Raw genomic sequence first — 14849 nt, forward strand, 5'->3', positions numbered from 1 at the left:
CCTTGAAAAACGCTAAAACAGCAGCGACGCTATTCTTTTGCCAACTCATCTTTGTACTTCTCGTTGTCCCCTGGGTAGTCGTCGCCCTAACGTCTTTTATCGCTTTGGATTCCCCGGACTCCGTCATAGACAAATGGCCGTTCGCAGTTGTCGTTTTTTACTGGGCTTATCCGGTCGCGTTGATTGCCAGTCTGATCGTCAGCTGGGCGCTTTACCACAAGCGGAGGTTCAAAGGCGCGCTCTGGTGGGGCTTCATCCCTGTGTTATGGCTGCTGGCCGCAATCTATGTCGTCTTTTTCCTGGACGCCTTCTAAACGCCGCAAGGGAGCCTGCTTCATTTGTTTCGTACACCGGCCCATAAGGCCTGTTTGCCTCCTTCTTTATGAAGCGAGCGGACAGGCTATTTGGCGTGCCGGCGCTTATCCACATGTGGATAGAGCGAATCTCCGCTCGCTTGTCCACGGGGGATAGCCGATGAACGGATTATTCGCCTGTGCATAAGTGAGAAAGGCATGAAATAACCCCAATATTTCCCCAAACTGCCCACAAGTTCGGGATAATTCAGCCGAAAATGTGAATAAACGCATTGTGAAACGGACTTTAATTTTAATAGTATTAATATAAATGTCCGTTAACGAACGGGAGGAAGGGCCATGAATCCGAACGTCATACTCCGTCTTGTGCAGGCGAGCAAGCAATATAAAGGGAAAACAGTGCTCAATCGCGTGTCCCTGGAGATGGGCAGGGGAGAGACAGTGGCTCTCACCGGACCGAACGGCTCGGGCAAGAGTACGCTGCTTAAACTAATGGCGGGGCTCTCGGCGCTTTCTTCGGGCAAAAGAGAAGCGAGCGGATCCGGCGAAGGGGGCAGACTCATCATCGGTTACTCGCCTGATCATCTTCCAAAGCTTAAATTCACGGCTCGCGAATATTTGCATCATATGGCTTCGATTCGAGGGCTGGAAGCGGCGACGAGGACGAGAAGAATCGAGGAGCTTCTTGAGTTGGTGGACCTGCGGGACAAGCCCGGGCAGCAAATGAAGTTTTTTTCGAAAGGCATGCTTCAAAAGGTGAATCTCGTCCAGGCACTGCTGGGCGATCCGGAGCTGCTCATATTGGACGAGCCGATCGGCGGATTGGACGAAGAAGCGCAAGGCGTACTTGCTAACGTGCTGATGCGTTTAAAGCAGAAGGGGACGGCTATTGTGGTGGCAAGCCATGAACAGGCGCTAATCGGTCAATGGACGGACCGGATCGTGGCGATCTCGGAAGGCCGAATCCAGTCAGTGGCGGCGAACGCTGCTTCGATAGAGGGCATCCGCTGGCGACGTATCGTTGCTCAATGGCCGGAAGGACGGCTGGAGGACGCGAAGGCGTTCGCGAGCTGGCCGGGAATGATAAAATGCCGTGAGGAGAAGCGGCATGTCGTTTACTGGACCGAACCTGCAAGCAGCGATGCGTTGCTGAGAGAGCTGCTGGAGGCGGGAGCCTCCATTGATTCGGTTACAACGGGCGTCGGGAGGACGGTGTAAACGTGCTGCCGCTGATACGATACCACTGGTCTTATTATACGAGATCTTACCGATACCTGGCCCCATTGATCGCTTATGTCGGCTTGCTCCTGTTCATCTACACGATATCGCCGAACCCGGTCTTGGAGAGCTATGCGTTTTCGTCCGTTTGGCTGTTCGTCATATCTGCCTGGATCGCCTGGGGCTTGTCGGATCTGGAGCCGGAAGTCCAGCAAGCGGTGACAGCGAGTCATGCCGGCAGTGCATGCGCCTATTATCTGTCCAAACTGCTGCTGATGGCAGCTGTCGACCTGCTGCTCGCTGCTTTTGCCGTCCTCTATCCGGCGCTAGCCGGGAAGCTGGAACGGTGGCCCGCTCCGGATGAATGGTTGGTCGCTGCCTGTGTGCATGTCGCTTCTTCCTTGCTGGGCATGGGAATCGCCCTTTGGTTCACGGACCGCGGCTTTGGCAGATCCGCGGCATCGCTTCCTGCCCTGATCGGCGTCATCGTGCTGTCGCTTGCTTCCGCCAGCGCGGTTGCGCAGCTCCCTGAGCGCATGATGTTCGTCCGCTGGCTGCTGCCGCCTGCCGGCGTCTTGTCGGAGGTGCTGACCGGGCTGGAGCATGCCTCGTCCTGGACGGCGGTCGGAACCATTTTGTATGCGTTTGCGTATGCAGGGCTTTTATGTGGAGGCTTTGTCGTACGGGCTTCTGGTAAAAAGTTTTAGACGGCAACCTGGCGTTTGCCGCTAGTTTTTCGTTGACAAAACAGCCGGTAGCCTCTAAAGTAATGATAAACGTTATCATTGATAATGATAATCATTCATATTTGGGGGCAGAGTAATGAAAAGACAGGCACATTCGCAATGGAATCGCACTACAATCGGCAGCGGTCTGCTGCTGATCGCCTTGCTCATGGTCGCAGCATTCGCGCTGGCCGCATGCGGCAACAATAATAAGGGAAGCCATGCATCGCCTGCCGCGAGCAGCTCCGCCGCCGCGACAACCGGCGCTTCCGAGAGCGCTTCGGCCAGTCCATCCGCCAGCCCGTCGGCAGTGGCACAGACCGGTACGATTACCTACCAGTCGGAGAACGGTCCGATCGAAATGCCCGCGAATCCGCAGCGCGTGATCGTCTTGACCGGCTATACGGGCGACGTGCTCCAACTCGGCGTGCCGATGGTCGGCGTCGATTCGTGGTCGCTGAACAATCCTAAATTCGCCGAGAAGCTTCAGGGCGTAGCCGAGGTGTCCGACGAAGATCTGGAAAAGATCATCGAGCTGAAGCCCGATCTTATCATCGGCGCCTCCGACAGCAAAAACCTCGATAAGCTGAAGAAGATTGCGCCGCTCGTCACCTATACATACAACAAGGTCGACTATCTGACGCAGTATCTGGAGATCGCCAAGGCATTGAACAAGGAAAAGGAAGGCCAAGCCTGGATCGACGACTTCAAGAAGCGTGCGGCGGACGTAGGCGAGCAGATCAAGGCGAAGATCGGCGCCGACGCCACCGTCTCGGTCATCGAGGCGTACGACAAGCAAGTCTACACATTTGGCGATGCATGGGGACGCGGCACGGAGATTTTGTTCCAGCTGATGGGCCTCAACATGCAGCCTAAGGTAAAGGAAGCGACTGCAAAAGACGGCTATTTCACGCTATCGGCAGAGGTGCTGCCCGACTATGCCGGCGACTACATCGTTTTGAGCAAGGACCCTGGCGCAGACACTTCCTTCCAGCAGACCGCTACCTACAAGAACATTCCGGCAGTGAAAAACAACCGCGTATACGAAGTCGACTCGCGGACGTTCTACTTCAACGACGCCATGACGCTGGAATGGCAGCTGGAATTTTTCAAGGAGAAGTTCCTCGGCAACTAACGATCCCCGTATACACCGGGAATTTCGCGAGCGCGCGGAATTCCCCTTTCCTATTTTTTAATAGAAAGTGGAGCGGCTGATGAATTCGAATAAAAAAATGAATTTTGTGTTGGCCATCTTCTTGGGGTTGGTCGCGCTTGCGGTCATGTTCGCGATCTCCATGGTTTATGGCGCAAAAACCACGACGCTTCACGACGTATGGCTCGCCTTAACGACGCATGCAGCAGGCGAGCAGCTTACTGTGCTCCGCGAGCTTCGCCTTCCCCGCGAGACGGCGGGCATGATCGTCGGCGCGGCGCTCGGGGTTGCCGGAGCCGTCATGCAGGGTCTGACGCGCAACCCGCTTGCCGATCCCGGATTAATCGGCTTGTCCTCGGGCGCCAATGCGGCGCTGGCCTTCACGATGGCGACGATGCCCGCTGTCGGATACTTCGGTACGATGGTCGCCTGCTTCATCGGCGCGGGGATCGGCGCCTGCCTGGTGCTCGGCATCGGCGCCTCGCGCAGAGGCGGCATGTCTCCGATCCGGATGGTGCTTGCCGGTTCGGCTGTGTCCTTATTTTTGTATGCCATAGCTGAAGGCATCGGTCTTTCCTTTAAAATTTCTAAAAGCGTATCGATGTGGACGGCCGGCGGGCTTATCGGCACAACATGGCAGCAGATCGGCACGATCGTGCCGTTCATCGCAGCGGGCATCGTCGCGGCGATCGTCCTGGGCAAGGCGCTCACGCTGCTCAGCGCCAATGAAGAGGCGGCCATCGGTCTCGGGCTCCGCACCGGGCAGATTAAGTTTGTCCTGTACGCTGCGGTCGTCGTTTTGACCGGGGCCTCAGTCGCGCTTATCGGCAACATGGCTTTCGTCGGCTTGATGATCCCGCATATCGTACGGTTTGTCGTCGGCACGGATTACCGCAAGGTGGTTCCGATGTCCGCCGTTGTCGGCGCGCTCTTCATGGTCGCAGCGGACACGATCGCGCGGAACGCAATCGCTCCCTATGAGGCGCCGATGGCATCCATCATCGCGGTCATGGGGCTGCCGTTCTTCTTGTTTATCGTGCGAAAAGGAGTGAAGACCACCCCATGACGGACGCCCGTTCGATTCGCAAGCAGCGTGCCTTGCTCGTGGCGCTGGCCGCGCTCATTTTGCTGACCATTATTGTAAGCCTGGGGTTAGGCTCGTCTTCCGTCTCCTATGGCAGAATACTGCCGACCTTGCTCGGGCACGGAGAGTTCAAGGAAAAGTTCGTCTTGTTCGAGCTTCGACTGCCCCGCATATGCATCGTACTGGCGGCCGGCATGGCGCTGGCGCTGTCGGGCTCCATTCTGCAGGGAGTTACGAACAACGATCTGGCCGATCCCGGCATACTCGGCATTAATTCGGGGGCGGGACTCGGCGTCGCGGTGAGCTTTTTGCTCATTCCGGCCGATCCCGGCGCCTTTGTATACGTCATCCCGGTGTCCGCCTTTATCGGCGCGGTTTTAACGGCGGGTCTGCTGTATGTATTTTCCTACAGCCGGGAATCCGGCCTTCATCCCATGCGGCTTGTCCTTACAGGCATCGGCTTTTCGCTCGGTTTATCTGGATTGATGGTATTCATTACGTCTGCGGTCGATATTTATAAGGTTGACTTTATCTCGCGTTGGCTGGCCGGCAACGTGTGGGGCACCGATTGGACCTTCTTGTGGGCGCAGTTGCCTTGGCTTATCGTACTTCTGCCATATGCGATGTACAAATCCAACGCGCTGAACCTGCTCTCGCTCAATGACGCGACTGCCGTCGGCAGCGGCGTCCGGATCTCTCGCGACCGCGGTCTGCTGCTTCTCGCTGCGGTAGCGCTCGCGGCGTCGGCGGTGGCGGTCACGGGCGGTATTGCGTTCATCGGTTTGATGGCGCCGCATATCGCCAAGTCGCTGGTCGGCCCCAGGTTCCAACGCTTCATACCCGTCTCTGTACTGATCGGCGGGTTCCTCCTGCTGCTGGCCGACACGATCGGCCGGAACGTGGCGGGGCCCGAAGGGATCGCGGCCGGCATCGTCGTCTCCTTTATCGGCGCGCCTTATTTTATTTACTTGCTGCTCAAGCGTTCCTGACACGAGGCGGGACCGATCGGCGACTGTTTGACTTAGCACTTCTTGTCTGGTGAATGGCACCTTCCTGCAAACGAAATATACTTTGCATTCAAATATCGAGTAAAGTATACTAGGTTTGTGACGGGAGGAGCGATTGGCAGCATGAAGACGGTAAAGCGTCCGATGTATCAATTGATCGTTGACGACGTTAAACGAAAAATATTAAACGGCGAGATCTCGACCGAAGAGCCGATTCCATCGCAGATCGAGCTGGCCAGATTATATGAAACGAGCGAAATTACGTCGCGGCGCGCGCTGACCGAGCTGGCCCAAGAGGGACTTATCTATAGGGTCCGGGGGAAAGGCTCGTACGTCAGCCGGTCCTATGCCGAAGCATTCGGCGCCGAAGCCCGCATCGAAACCATTTATTTGATCTATCACGCCTTGCCGGTCGAGCAGTTCAACCATGGCTTTTTCGCAGATCTGCTGCGGGGACTGCACGAGAAGTGCGAGGAAAACCGGGTGCAATTCCAGCTATGGGATATCGGGGAGCGCGAGAAGCTGCCGCCGAATCCCGAGCGCTCCGGTCTGGTTCTGCTGCCGGGAGCGATGGAGACGGAATTCGTATCGGCGGATATCGTGGCCGGCTGGAAGAGCGAGGGCCGCAAGATCGTAACGGTGCATTTTTATTTTCCGCATCTTCAGATTCCGTATGTCATCGTCGACAATATGACGGGCGGATACCTCGCCACTCAGCATCTGCTCTCGATCGGTCACCGGCGCATCGGCATCGTGTTGACCGGGAGCTCGGTCGCAGGGCTGAATCAGGAATTCTCGCTGCGCTTCCAGGGCTACAAACTGGCGCTGTCGCAGTATAAGATCGAATTCGATCCGTCGCTCGTCGTCGTCATCGAGGGCAGCATGGAGCAGGCGGACTCGGGCGCGCAGGGCTTCGACCGGCTTATGGATCTGGACGCGCCGCCGACGGCGGTCTTTCTGACGAGCGATATCAAGGCATTCGGCGCGATGAAGGCCGCGGAGCGTAGAGGACTCGCTATTCCGGGAGACGTCAGCGTCGTCGGCTACGACGATTTGTTCGTCAGCAGCTACGTCCGTCCCAGCCTGACATCCGTCAATCAGAATACGTATCGCGTCGGCAAAAGGGCGGTCGAATTACTGCTCGAAAGCGATATTGCGAGCGGCAAGACGTTCAGCAAGGACGAGATCGAGCCCAGCCTCATCGTTCGCGACAGCACGGCCGAATGGAACGCAGACGAATGAAATGCAACGCCATCGCAAGCACAGAACGGCCCTCGGGCCGTTTTTTTATTTTATTCTTGAATAAATCTTTATCAAAGTATATATTAATAAATGCAAGTATACTCAATTAAGTTGAGGAGAGGTCCTATGAGAGCCCTGAACAAATGGTTGCCCGCAATCGGCTCCACCTTGGCGATCGCCATGGTCGCCGCATGCTCGAACGGCAACGGCAATGCTTCGCCGCCTCCGAATGAAAGCGATTCCAGCAGTAGCTCGTCGGCTCCATCCGCATCTGCAGCCCCTTCCGGATCGTCATCGGCGCAGGCCGGTTCGGAACTGTCGGGAACTTTCAAAATTTCGCTGCCCAACGCTTCCGCTTCGGTATGGAACGCGGTCGCCGAAGCTTACATGGCCAAGCACCCCGGCGTAAAGGTTACCGTCGACAACAAACCGATGGACGGCTACAAGGAATGGTTGACCTCCCAGTTCGCTGCAGGTACGCCGGACGTGGACCTGGCGGTCATCAACGAAGTCGGCAGCCTGCAGGACGACAAGAAGTTCGTCGACTTCCTGCCCTGGCTGGACAAAAACAACCCGTATACCGGCAAAGCGTGGAAGGAAAGCCTCGATCTCGGCACGATGGGCATCAACCTGGATGCGCTCGGAGAAAACGACCATTTGTATCCGCTTAACTTCGAATCGGTGCAAATCGTCTGGCTATACAACAAGGAGATTTTCGACAAATCCGGCGTGACGCAAGCGCCCAAGACGTTTAACGAGCTGATCGAAGCGTTCAAAAAAATTAAAGCGGCCGGCTATATTCCGTTGTCTCTCGCGGGCAACTCCAACTCGATGTGGAGCGGAGAAGCGGGCTGGCTCGTGCGGGTGTACGGCGACCAATATATGCGGGATTCGGTTAACGTCATTCGTTCGCAACCCAACGATTACAACTTCGTGCCCGGGGTCGACGATGTCTGGAAGTATGATCCGACCGATCCGTACAACGACTCCAACAGCAAAGTGACCAAGAACGACCTCCGCGTCTGGAAGGCGATCAAGGATAAGACGGGGCCGTTCAAGATTGAAGGCAATCCGCAGTGGAAGGCGTTCATGGAAAATCTGAAGACGCTGTTTCAGTACACCGAGCCCGGATTTTTCGGCGTGAACGCGGATCAGGCGTACAGCCTGTTCCTGACCGGCAAGGCGGCGACGATGCTCACGACCCCGGGCGCTTACTGGCAGCTGCCCAAGGACCTGGCCGACGAGAAGAAGTCGGGCACCAAGGGCGGGGCCAAGGCGTTCGAATACGGATTTTTCAACATGCCGTCGATGGAAGGCGAAGGGGTATTGGCGCCTGCGCGCACGATTCAGATCCCGATCGGGTTCTACGGCCTGGTGTCCAAGGATGCCAAGCAAACCGAGCTCGGCGTCGACTTCATGATGTACCTGACGAGTCCGGAAGGCTACAAGGCGTACGTAACCGCGATTCAGAACAGCAAGGATGCTTCGCTCGCGGGAGCGCCGGCGCTGAAGGACATCGAGCTGCCCGAAGAGATGGCGAAGGCGTTCGCGAACTTCGAGCCGATCGGCAATACGGAAGGCTTCACCAGCGCGAACAACATGCTGGCTCGCGGACTGTGGGACTATCAGCCCTCCGTGCAAGAGTGGGTCGGCCTCATCCAGCAATACTTCGGCGGCAAAATCGCGATCGATCAGTACTTGACCAAATATCAAGCAACGGTCGACAAGTACCTGGAGGCTGCGCTGAAGGACAAGAAGAAGGAGCTGTCCGATCTGGAGACGCCGGAACGGCAGCCGCCGGAGAGAAAATAAGAACGCGGCGTCCCGCTCGCGCGCTTGCCGTCCGCGCGGGACGCTGCGCTTCGAAGCATCGGAGAGGGTGATGACTTGCGCAAAGCCAGGAAGCTGAGTTGGGCCTTCATAGCGTTGTGCTTGCTGCTCGCGCCGGTTAGCGCGATGGCGCAGACGGCGTGGAATCTGGAACAAGGAAAATCGGTCACCGCAATGGCGATGTCTCCGGACGGCAAAATGCTCGCCGTCGGCAGCTCGGACACGCATGTCTATCTGTTCGACGAGGCCGGCAAGCAGGTCGCCGTCATGAAGACCGGCAACGTCGTCACGGGCGTGGGCTTCGCCGGCGCGGACCGGCTGCTGGCTTCCTCCGACGACCGCAGCTTGTACGCCTTCGGCTTGAACGGCGAGCTGCTGTGGAAGCAGGACCTGAAAAAACGCGTCGAAGGCGTCGCGCCGTCGGCGGACGGTTCAACGGCTGCAGTGACGGTACAGAACAGCGCCGATCTGCTCCTGATCGATCCGGCCGACGGACGGACGCAAGGCAAGGCGTCGCTCGGCGCGCGCGCGGCCGATGTCGCAGCGGCTCCGGGCGGCGGCTATATCGCGGTAGGCGGCAAGGACCAGAACGTGTACCTGCTGGACGGCAGCGGCAACGTGCTGTTCAAAGCCGGCATGAACGGCACGATCGGCAGCGTCGCCGTATCGGACGAAGGCCGCGTGGCCGCGGGCTTGACGTCGTCGACGGTCGTGCTCCTGGATCGCGACGGCAGCAAGCTGCACGAGATCGCCGTGCTCGATTCGGTCAAGGACGTCGCCCTGACGCCGGACGGCGAGACGATCGGTGCGGCGGATTATGCCGGTCATTTTTATCTGATCTCTTCGTCAGGCAAAACGATCTGGCAGACGCAGGTGCCCGCTCCGGCGACGCAGCTCGCGTTCGGCGCGGAGGGCAAGACGCTGTATGGCGGAACGGAGAACGGCGGCGTCTACAGCTACGAAGTGAAGAACGTCGTCGCGGGCGCAGAGTCCGCAGCGGCGCAAAAACGAATCTTGCTGATCGCCGCGGTCGCGGTCGCGTTGCTGCTGATCGCTGCCGGGCTCTACCTGCTCAAAAGATATAACCGGCTATCCGTTTTCAAACGCATCTGGCAGGCCAAGTGGATCTATTTGTGCTTGTCTCCGGCCTTCATCCTGCTGATCGGCTTTATGTACGTGCCTGCGCTGTCCGGTCTGTACCATTCGCTCTACGAATGGAACCCTGGCGGCAGATCTTCGTTCGTTGGCCTGGCCAATTTCCGCAGAATCTTAAGCGACGACTACGTCGGCAAAGGCATCGTCAATCTCGGCATTTTGATCGTCACGGGTCTACTGAAGGCCATCGTGCCCCCGCTGTTCGTAGCGGAGCTGATCTACCATCTGAAAAACAAACGGCTCCAGTATTACTTCCGTACGGCGTTCGTGACTTCCATGATCGTGCCGGCCGTCGCACTGCTGCTGATCTGGCAAAACCTGTACGACCCTAACGTCGGACTCATCAACCGCTTCCTCGAAGCCGTCGGGCTGGACGGGCTGACGAATTCGTGGCTCGGCGATCCCCAGACGGCGATCTGGGCCGTTATTTTCATCGGCTTTCCGTTCGTCGGCATCTTGCAGCTGCTCGTGCTCTATTCGGGCCTGATCGGCATTCCCGACGAACTGATCGAAGCCGCCAAGATGGACGGCGCCCGGCTGCCGCGCATCATCCGTTCCATCCATCTGCCGCTGCTGGCGGGACAATTTAAATTTCTGATCATCCTGACGCTGATCGGCGTCATTCAGGACTTTAACGCCATATTGATCGTGACCGGCGGGGGACCGATGGACTCGACCTACGTGCCCGCGCTGCAGATGTATTACGCCGCAACGAAGTTCGACGAGCTCGGCTATGCCTCGGCGCTCGGCGTCTCGATGTTTTTCGTCATCCTGGTCATCACGGTCGTCAATATGAAGTTTCTGCGAAGCTCGCAGGAGTGAGGAGGATGCCCATGCCTGCCCCGGTTCGCGCGACGAGCGCGCCCAGAACGATCGCCGGCCTGCCGATGCCGAGCCCGGCAGCCGTCCGTCAGACGCTGCTGATCGGGACGCTCGCGCTGCTGATCGTCTTGACGCTCGTCCCGATTCTGTTCATGTTTTACAGCTCCCTGAAGAGCAATTCGCAGATTCTCGGCAGCTTCTGGTCGCTGCCCTCGCCGCCGCAATGGGAGAACTACGGAGAGGCTTTCGCCAGCATCTGGCGTTACGTGCTCAATACGATTTTATACGCAGGAGGGGCGAGCCTGCTCGTCGTCGGCCTGTCCGCGGTATCCGGCTATGTGTTCGCGAAGAAGGCGTTCCCGGGGAAGGAGTTCCTGTTCCTGCTGCTGCTCGCGATGATGATGGTGCCGGGCATCCTTACGTTGATCCCCGCCTACGTCTGGTACGAGAAACTGGGGCTGACGAACACGCCGCTCGCGATCATCATCGCCCACGCGGCCGGCGGGCAGATCTTCGGCACCTTTCTGTGCCGGACTTCGATGGCGTCCGTCCCGTCCTCGCTGTTCGAAGCCGCCCGCATCGACGGCGCGAAGGAGCTGACCGTGTTCGCGCGCATCGTGCTCCCGCTGTCCGTTCCGATTCTGGCGACCATATTTATTATGCAGACCGTCGGCACCTACAACGATTACGTCTGGCCGCTGCTCACGATCCGGGACAGCAGCATGCAGATGATCGGCGTCGGGCTGACGCAGTTCACCAAGCAGTTCGGCATTACGGACAAAGGCGTCCAGTTCGCAGCCTACTCCATCTCGTCGCTGCCGCTCATCGTTATCTTCTCGCTGGGCATGAAGTATTACATTCAAGGGATGGTCCAGGGCGCCTTGAAAATGTAGGGGGAGTCGCATATGCAAAACGGCTTGTACAAATGGCTGGAGGCCTACGAAGATCCGCCGGCCAAGTATCGGCCCGTGCCGCTATGGTCGATCAACGGACGGCACGACGCGGAGGAGATCCGGGAGCAGGTCGCGCGGCTGCAGGAGATGGGCATGGGCGGCGGATTTTTTCATCCGCGCCCGGGTCTCGTTAACGAGTATTTGAGCGACGAATGGTTCGACCTTTTTGGGGCTGCTTTGGACGAGGCGGAGAAAAGAGGTCTTCAGCTTTATATATACGACGAAAATTCGTATCCCTCCGGCTTCGCGGGCGGACACGTGTCCGCCGAGCTGCCGGATTGCCTGAGCCGGTCCGCCGGCCAGAAGATCCTGGAGCGTCCGGGGCCGGGCGAGCTGCCCTACGCGAACGCGCACTTTCTATCCAGTCCCGGGCAGCCGATCGCGGCGTATGCGTTCGAGCGCACGCCGGCAGGCGCGATCCGCCTGACCCGCCGTCTGGACGGGATGCCCTCGTCCGAATGGGGGCAGCATGGCCATTCCTACCTGGTCTACGACTGGCGCGCCGCGGAGACGAACGGCTGGCTGGGCGGCTTCGCCTACGTCGATCTGCTGCGGCCGGAGGTCGCGCGCGTGTTCATCGAGCGGACGCACGAGCGCTACAAGGCGCGCTTCGGCGCCAGCTTCGGCAAGACGATTCCGGCGGTGTTCACCGACGAGCCGGAGGTGTCGCCGGGCAACCTGTTCCAGGCGGAGACGGCGGTCCCGTTCTCCTATTGGTTCGCCGCGCAGTTCGCGGACCGCACCGGCTACGATCTGATCGCGCATCTGCCGCTGCTGTTCCAGGACGTCGAAGACGGTACGGGCGAGCTGCGCGACGCGAAGGAGGTACGCGCCGATTATTACCGGATCATGTTCGAGCTCTGGCGCGACAACTATGTCATCCCGCTGGGCGAGTGGTGCCGGGCGAACGGCCTGGCGTTTACGGGACACTATCTCGAGCATCAATGGCCGATTCCGTGGGTGCGCTTTTCTCCGGGCATCATGTCGCTCTACGAATACATGGACTGGCCGGGGATCGACTTCCTGACGTGCAGCCCGCTGGCGGCGGACGGTACCGACTCCCTCCTCGTCACCGTGCGCGAGGCGGCGAGCGTTTCTCGCCAGCTCGGCAAGGCGCGGACGCTGTGCGAGGCATTCGGCGCCGGGGGCTTCGACGCCTCGACGCAGGATTTCAAGCGGATCGGAGACTGGCTGCTTGCGCACGGCATCGACTTCCTGAATCCGCATCTGACGGCCGCCTCTCTCGCCGGCGCGAGGAAGCGGGATCATCCGCAATCGTTCGATTGGCGCCTGCCGTGGCAGTATGAGCTGAGACAGCTGACGGATTACATCGCGAGAGCCCAGCTTGCGCTGACCCAAGGGAAGGCGGACCGGCGCGTCCTGCTGCTGCATCCGACGCGGACCGCCTATCTGTATCCCGCCACGACGAGCTGGGAAGCGGCCGGCCACCCCTTCGAGGAGATGGTGACGTCGTACAAGACGCTGCTGCAGCGGCTGTCGGATGCGGGCATCGATTACGACCTGGGCGACGAGGAGATCATGGCGCGGCACGGCCGAATCGATGCGGACGGCCGATGGGTCGTCGGCACGGCGAGCTACGACGAGGTCATTCTACCCGCAGGCATGGAGTCGGCGATGCGTTCGACGGTAAGACTGCTTGAAGCGTATGCCGCCGCGGGAGGCATCGTGCGCGTACTGGGGGACCGCATGCCGGACTACGTGGACGGCAGGCGCGACGACGCCTTGGCGGCGCTGGCGGCCCGGCGGCCCGAATCGTTCGTCCGCGCGTCCGCGGACGCGTTGATCGCGGCCTGGTCGGCGAACAGCCGACGGCGGTGCGGGTACGGGCTGAGCCTGGCCGGCACAAGCGGCGGGGACGCGGCGATCGAAGGGACCGATTCGATCCATGCGTCCGATGCCGTTGAGATCAGGGGGCTCGCCGTCCAGTCGCGCGAGCTTCCGGATGGGGGGCGGCTGCTGTTCCTGGCCTATAGCGCGCCGGAGCCGCTGACCGTGAAGATGACCCTGCATTCGCCGGCGGCGATGAGGCTCGATCTGCTGCGCGGGACGGCCGTCCCGGCAGCCGCTGCAGGGGAGGTGCAGGAGCTGAGGCTGGAGCAAGGGGAGTCTTGCTGCTATCTGCTGCTGGATAACGAAGCTGCGATAAGCCGGATTGCCTCGGCACTGCCGTTCACGGCGCGGACCGAGCGGCAGGCCTCAATCGGCGATGAGGGCTGGGCAGAGGCAGGATTAGAAGCGCGGGGCGTGTCCGCCGTTGAGCCGGAGATCGGTTCCGACCGCAGCCTGCCGATCCAAAGTATCGTTCCTCTCGGCGAAAACGCGCTGATGCTCGACTATTCGGATGTGACGAGCCGGCACTTGAAGATGAAAGGCGTGTCCGTGTACCGGGCGTGCCCGCTGCTCTACCGGGAGAACGGCTTCGACGGCAATCCGTGGGACAATGCCGTGCAGTACAAACGCCGCATCGCGGAGCGGGCGCCGAGCGCAAGCGCGCAGGGCTTCGAGGCAGCGTTCCGCCTCGCGGTCGACGCGGTTCCGGCGCGTATCCGGCTGGGCGTCGAGCAGGGAAGCCGGATGCGGCTCGAAGTCAACGGCATGACGCTTGCACCATCTCCATCGGAGCAATGGATGGACCGCACGTTCGCCGTTTACGATCTCGCGGACGCGCTCTCGGCCGGCGAAAACGTACTGAAGCTGACCGCGCCCGATTTCGATCCGCTTCTGGAGCTAGAGCCGGCCTATGTGCTGGGCGACTTCTCGGTAGCGCCCTGCGAAGCGGGATTTCGCATATCGGCAGGCATGCCAAGACTCGCGTCCGGCGATTGGACGCACCAGGGACTGCCCTTCTACGGCGGACAGGTGGAATACGAGTTGGAGCCGATTGAGGCGGACGCAGGGGCGCTCGCGCTCAATCAATACGTGGTACGGCCGGTGGGGCTGCAAGGGGCAGCGGCGCATGTACGCGTCAACGGCTGCAGGCTGCCGATCCATATGGGCGCTGCCGCCGCGGACGTCACCTCGCTGCTGTCCCCCGGGATCAACCGGCTGTCCGTCGTCGTGTCGGCCACCCAGCAGAACGTATGGGGACCGCATCACGCCGATCCGCCAGCGCGAATCGCTTCGCCCTGGATGTGGAAAAGCGGACCGGCCGAAGGCCCTCCTCCCGGCGCAGCCTATTCGTTTGCATCCTGCGGCTTGTCGGGCGTGCGGCTGTCCGTCGAGCGCCGTTGATCCGTACAGTAAGTAGTACCGTGCCGCGCATGCCGCAGCTTGGCGCCAAGATCGCGCAAGAGCAAGTCGCATTTGGTTTTTCCGATGCCGGCTT

General features: G+C 59.7%; 11 protein-coding genes. All 11 read left to right on the plus strand.

Annotation, left to right across the window (positions count from 1 at the left end; translation table 11 throughout):
* Nucleotides 1-2 precede the first annotated feature (2 nt).
* The 11 genes from ACFSR7_RS21175 (at nucleotide 3) to ACFSR7_RS21225 (ending at nucleotide 14755) form a co-directional block, all read left to right on the plus strand.
* Nucleotides 3-314, plus strand: a complete 312-nt coding sequence (locus tag ACFSR7_RS21175) for a hypothetical protein (RefSeq protein ID WP_378165055.1) — start codon at nucleotides 3-5, stop codon at nucleotides 312-314.
* A gap of 339 nt (nucleotides 315-653) precedes the next feature.
* Complete coding sequence (locus ACFSR7_RS21180; RefSeq protein ID WP_378165057.1) at nucleotides 654-1532, plus strand: ABC transporter ATP-binding protein; 879 nt, start codon at nucleotides 654-656, stop codon at nucleotides 1530-1532.
* Nucleotides 1533-1534: 2 nt separating this feature from the next.
* Entirely contained in the window at nucleotides 1535-2239 is a 705-nt protein-coding gene (locus ACFSR7_RS21185; protein ID WP_378165059.1) for a hypothetical protein, read from the plus strand.
* Nucleotides 2240-2354: 115 nt separating this feature from the next.
* Nucleotides 2355-3392 carry an iron-hydroxamate ABC transporter substrate-binding protein gene (locus ACFSR7_RS21190; protein WP_378165061.1) on the plus strand — a complete coding sequence of 346 codons (1038 nt, stop codon included), beginning with the start codon at nucleotides 2355-2357 and terminating at the stop codon, nucleotides 3390-3392.
* Nucleotides 3393-3471: 79 nt separating this feature from the next.
* Nucleotides 3472-4476: a FecCD family ABC transporter permease gene (locus tag ACFSR7_RS21195; protein WP_378165062.1), complete on the plus strand. Its 1005-nt coding sequence runs from the start codon at nucleotides 3472-3474 to the stop codon at nucleotides 4474-4476.
* The gene (locus ACFSR7_RS21200) at nucleotides 4473-5483 is read left to right on the plus strand and encodes a FecCD family ABC transporter permease (RefSeq protein WP_378165064.1); all 1011 of its coding nucleotides are present in this window, start codon (nucleotides 4473-4475) and stop codon (nucleotides 5481-5483) included. Before ACFSR7_RS21195 ends, ACFSR7_RS21200 begins: the two co-directional genes overlap by 4 nt.
* Before the next feature lie 141 nt (nucleotides 5484-5624).
* Nucleotides 5625-6743 (plus strand): substrate-binding domain-containing protein, encoded by a 1119-nt coding sequence (locus ACFSR7_RS21205; protein WP_378165066.1) that lies wholly within the window; start codon nucleotides 5625-5627, stop codon nucleotides 6741-6743.
* A gap of 126 nt (nucleotides 6744-6869) precedes the next feature.
* Entirely contained in the window at nucleotides 6870-8555 is a 1686-nt protein-coding gene (locus ACFSR7_RS21210) for an ABC transporter substrate-binding protein (protein WP_378165068.1), read from the plus strand.
* 75 nt (nucleotides 8556-8630) lie between these two features.
* Nucleotides 8631-10550, plus strand: coding sequence for an ABC transporter permease subunit (locus ACFSR7_RS21215; RefSeq protein ID WP_378165069.1), 1920 nt, complete (start codon nucleotides 8631-8633; stop codon nucleotides 10548-10550).
* A 5-nt stretch (nucleotides 10551-10555) separates the two neighbouring features.
* Entirely contained in the window at nucleotides 10556-11443 is an 888-nt protein-coding gene (locus tag ACFSR7_RS21220) for a carbohydrate ABC transporter permease (RefSeq protein WP_378165071.1), read from the plus strand.
* A 12-nt stretch (nucleotides 11444-11455) separates the two neighbouring features.
* Nucleotides 11456-14755, plus strand: a complete 3300-nt coding sequence (locus ACFSR7_RS21225; RefSeq protein WP_378165073.1) for a glycosyl hydrolase — start codon at nucleotides 11456-11458, stop codon at nucleotides 14753-14755.
* The last annotated feature ends 94 nt before the right edge of the window (nucleotides 14756-14849 follow it).

It is taken from the genome of Cohnella sp. GCM10020058, from assembly GCF_042683485.1.
Classification (GTDB): domain Bacteria; phylum Bacillota; class Bacilli; order Paenibacillales; family Paenibacillaceae; genus Cohnella.

Coding starts and splice junctions, on each gene's coding strand:
- ACFSR7_RS21180 (WP_378165057.1), top strand. CDS start 654: ATGAATCCGAACGTCATACTCCGTCTTGTGCAGGCGAGCAAGCAATAT.
- ACFSR7_RS21205 (WP_378165066.1), top strand. CDS start 5,625: ATGAAGACGGTAAAGCGTCCGATGTATCAATTGATCGTTGACGACGTT.
- ACFSR7_RS21190 (WP_378165061.1), top strand. CDS start 2,355: ATGAAAAGACAGGCACATTCGCAATGGAATCGCACTACAATCGGCAGC.
- ACFSR7_RS21210 (WP_378165068.1), top strand. CDS start 6,870: ATGAGAGCCCTGAACAAATGGTTGCCCGCAATCGGCTCCACCTTGGCG.
- ACFSR7_RS21200 (WP_378165064.1), top strand. CDS start 4,473: ATGACGGACGCCCGTTCGATTCGCAAGCAGCGTGCCTTGCTCGTGGCG.
- ACFSR7_RS21225 (WP_378165073.1), top strand. CDS start 11,456: ATGCAAAACGGCTTGTACAAATGGCTGGAGGCCTACGAAGATCCGCCG.
- ACFSR7_RS21195 (WP_378165062.1), top strand. CDS start 3,472: ATGAATTCGAATAAAAAAATGAATTTTGTGTTGGCCATCTTCTTGGGG.
- ACFSR7_RS21220 (WP_378165071.1), top strand. CDS start 10,556: ATGCCCATGCCTGCCCCGGTTCGCGCGACGAGCGCGCCCAGAACGATC.